Annotated in this window: 4 protein-coding genes and 1 pseudogene; 4 read left to right on the top strand and 1 reads right to left on the bottom strand. The window is 43.7% G+C overall.

The features are described from left to right. The 4 genes from RMO27_RS04305 to RMO27_RS04290 all read left to right on the top strand — a co-directional run. On the top strand, positions 1-1,596 hold a 1,596-nt coding region (locus RMO27_RS04305), incomplete at its 5' end, for an acetolactate synthase large subunit (protein WP_309729462.1). 150 nt (positions 1,597-1,746) lie between these two features. Further along, positions 1,747-2,052 carry a hypothetical protein gene (locus RMO27_RS04300; RefSeq protein WP_309729459.1) on the top strand — a complete coding sequence of 102 codons (306 nt, stop codon included), beginning with the start codon at positions 1,747-1,749 and terminating at the stop codon, positions 2,050-2,052. Positions 2,053-2,094: 42 nt separating this feature from the next. Beyond that, positions 2,095-2,277 (top strand): hypothetical protein, encoded by a 183-nt coding sequence (locus tag RMO27_RS04295; RefSeq protein WP_309729456.1) that lies wholly within the window; start codon positions 2,095-2,097, stop codon positions 2,275-2,277. Between the two features lie 372 nt (positions 2,278-2,649). Next, the gene (locus RMO27_RS04290) at positions 2,650-3,336 is read left to right on the top strand and encodes a hypothetical protein (protein WP_309729452.1); all 687 of its coding nucleotides are present in this window, start codon (positions 2,650-2,652) and stop codon (positions 3,334-3,336) included. On the opposite strand, the pseudogene RMO27_RS04285 reads toward RMO27_RS04290, so the two are convergent. After that, positions 3,313-3,408 (bottom strand): annotated as a pseudogene (locus RMO27_RS04285) (DUF433 domain-containing protein); the annotation flags it as partial. The gene RMO27_RS04290 and the pseudogene RMO27_RS04285 overlap by 24 nt on opposite strands. Positions 3,409-3,499 lie beyond the last annotated feature (91 nt).

The raw sequence follows: 3,499 nt of genomic DNA, 5'->3' as shown, positions 1-3,499 counted from the left end.
AATCTCCACATCCTCGAAGCACTCAAAGGTTCTACGATTCAATTTGTGACCTGTCGCCACGAACAGGGAGCCGCTTTTATGGCAGACGTATACGGTCGCTTAACCGGACAAGCAGGGGTCTGTATGTCCACCATGGGGCCAGGTGCAACCAATCTGATGACGGGGGTCGCCGATGCTAATCTAGATGGCGCACCGCTGATTGCCATTACCGGACAGGTGAGTACCGATCGAATGCACATCTTGTCCCATCAGTATCTCGACTTAGTGGCGATGTTTGCACCGATTACCAAGTGGAGCAAACAAATCGTCCAGCCCAATAGTACCGCCGAAATTGTCCGCAAAGCCTTCCACATCGCCCAGTCAGAAAAGCCCGGTGCGGTGCATATCGACGTGCCGGAAAATGTCGCGGCGATGCCAGCAACGGTCAAACCCTTACAAAAAAACGGATCGAGTCGAGTCTATGCTGCATTTGCCAGCCTCGATCGAGCAGCAGCAGCCATTTCCCAAGCCCAAAACCCACTAATATTAGTCGGGAACGGTGCCATCCGCTCCCATGCCAGCCTTGCCCTCACAGAGTTAGCCACCCAACTGAATTTGCCCGTAGTCAACACCTTTATGGGCAAGGGGGTCATTCCCTATACCCATCCCTCCGCTCTGTGGGCGGTGGGTCTGCAACAGCGGGACTATATTAGTTGTGGATTCGATCGCACTGACTTAGTAATTGCTGTCGGCTACGATCTGATCGAATATTCACCCAAAAAATGGAATCCTACAGGCGAAATTCCGATCGTCCACATTGCCGAAGTTTCGGCAGAAATTGATAGTAGTTATATTCCCCAGGTTGAGGTGGTGGGCGATATTGCCGACTCGCTCCAGGAAATCCGCCAACGATGTCAAAAGTCCGATCCCAGTCCAAAACCCGAACCCTATGCCCTTTCGCTCCGTGAGGAGATTCGGGCAGATTACGAGCAGTACGCTCACGATAAAGGCTTTCCGATTCGCCCCCAAAAACTAATCTACGATCTGCGGCAGGTTTTAGGCGATGACGATATCCTGATTTCCGACGTGGGTGCCCATAAAATGTGGATCGCCCGTCACTACCACTGCGCCAAACCCAATACCTGTTTGATATCCAACGGTTTTGCCGCGATGGGAATTGCGATTCCAGGCGCGATCGCGGCTAAGTTAGTTTATCCCGCTCGTCAGGTGATTGCCGCCACGGGAGATGGGGGCTTTATGATGAATATGCAGGAGCTAGAAACTGCTCTGCGCCTGAATACTCCCTTTGTGACACTGATTTTTAATGATGGGGGTTATGGGCTAATCGAATGGAAGCAAATGCAGCATTTTGGGGGGTCTTCGTTTGTTAAGTTTGGGAACCCCGATTTTGTGAAGCTGGCTGAGAGCATGGGGCTGAAGGGGTATCGAATTACTGAGAGTGCAGATCTGATTCCCACGCTCAAAGAAGCACTGGCTCAAGATGTTCCGGCGATAATTGATTGTCCAGTCGATTATCGGGAAAATGTTCTCTTTAGCCAAAAATCCAAGACTTTGGACTGTTCGATCGCGGAAAATGTAGAATCATTAGAAGCCTAAAGTCAATTTTTGACTGTTTTGAGTCGATCGACAGATCTCAATGTGGTAATGGTGCTACGATCGAGTGAATGTGGGTACGATTTGGAGATAGGATAATGTTGTGACATTAGAACATTTGGTCTAATCGACATCTTGGTTCGACTGCCTATTATGAATCTACCGCCTAACTTCAATGTCTTAGTCGAACAGATCGATCGTGAAATCGACAATCTCGATACTGAATTATCTGAAGCTATTCAATTAGTGAGAGCAAGAATTACCTTGTTTCCAAACAACGTCAGTTCGATTCAGTTATTTGCTCTCCTTAATAATTACGCGCTGTTTTCAGATAATACTAGGCGAAGAATTCAAGAAACTATTCGATATCTCACTACAAATGAGACGCTTTCCAGCCAAGATATTGAAGAAGCAGGAGAAAGACCTGTCAGAACAATTAGGTCGAATCTTAGAAGCTAAGATAGTTGTAAGTAATATTAAAAAACGTTTGGAGCGATAGCCATGAGTACTAATCCATTGAATGAAGCAGAATTAGCTGAAATTCTACAAATAGCTCAAGCGGGAGAGAAGAAACTTAGAGAAATGAGCGATCGAGCAACAATCATATCTGAAAAATGGAGAATAAAAACTCAATCTCTCGAACCAACACCAGTTAAAACAGAGTCAAAAATCACATTAGCGTAAAAAATCACTTCTGGAGATCGCAGATCGATACATTAGCAGCTTTGGTAAATGTTTGGACGATCGGTAGAAATAATATGTTGCCAAAGCTGGAGCTTCATTGATAAAAGCGTAGACGATTTCCGAGGGTTGGGCTGTCCTAGATCTTCTTTGATGTGTGGCTTTGGCGATGCTGGATCGTTCCAAACCATTATTTTGATATCTTTAGGGATTTTGGTGGTAGCGAAGCTGGAGAAATTGATAATCTGTAAAGTAAATAAGGGTCTGAGCTTGGGTTCGGTAAATTTTAGGTCTTGTATTATGTGATACTTTCAATCGATCGATAGGAACTCTAAGTTAAGGTTGCTAGTTTAAAGCTACGTAATAGCCAGTAAAATGAGTGATACACGCAACATAATCAATCCAATTCAGGCAGACATCGTCAATCCAAAAGCCGATCTACATAGTATTCTTTTAAAAACTAAGGTCTTGGCTTATCGTCTTAAAAATGAAGACCTCAAAAATTGGGTAAGGTCGGAATTAGATGGATACGATGAAAAGCATGACATCCCTGACTACCGAGTCATTAGGGATTCAGTAATAAGGGGAACATTTTTTAATGGAGTTTACAAGCATTCAAATAGAGATATAGGTATAACTACAGTTCCAGAAGAAATAAGAGAAGGAGCTAGAGATATATACATTTATCAAAGTGTCACCGCACTAGAGGAAATGGCAAAAAAAGAACAGTTTTGGAATCCTTTGTCATATAAATGGGTACAACTATATAATATTCATACTGGGGCGGTGGGGAAATTTGCTAGATCGGATGGAAATACATTTATTCAATCTGAGCAAAAACAATCCTTGGCTAAAGTAGCTGAGGAAATTCAGCAACTTTTAAAGCAGCTAGAGCAAACACAACCAACGGCAACCGAAGAAGACAAAATTAATTACGTTAGCGATGAAACTACTCCGAGTTTCAAACGCCGCGCTGTCGCTGCATTTATAGCAGGTAGTGAAACTGCAATTGATGAGTTTATCTTAGAGAATAAGTCCGTTGATGATAAATTCAACGGCTAGTCTAGTACCTTTTATCGTAGGTTTACCAACCAAGATATTGGGATTGATCGTAATTCGAGATTGCCAGTTCATGAGGTTTTATATGTGCGAACATAAGACTAACTATAGCAAATTGATTTGGCATTAACTGATATAGAAATCGCGGGTACCCTTAGCATCGATC

Source organism: Chamaesiphon sp. OTE_75_metabat_556, assembly GCF_031378165.1.
GTDB lineage: Bacteria > Cyanobacteriota > Cyanobacteriia > Cyanobacteriales > Chamaesiphonaceae > Chamaesiphon.
Note: the sequence above shows the minus strand (reverse complement) of the source record. Positions and strands in the feature narration are given on the sequence as shown.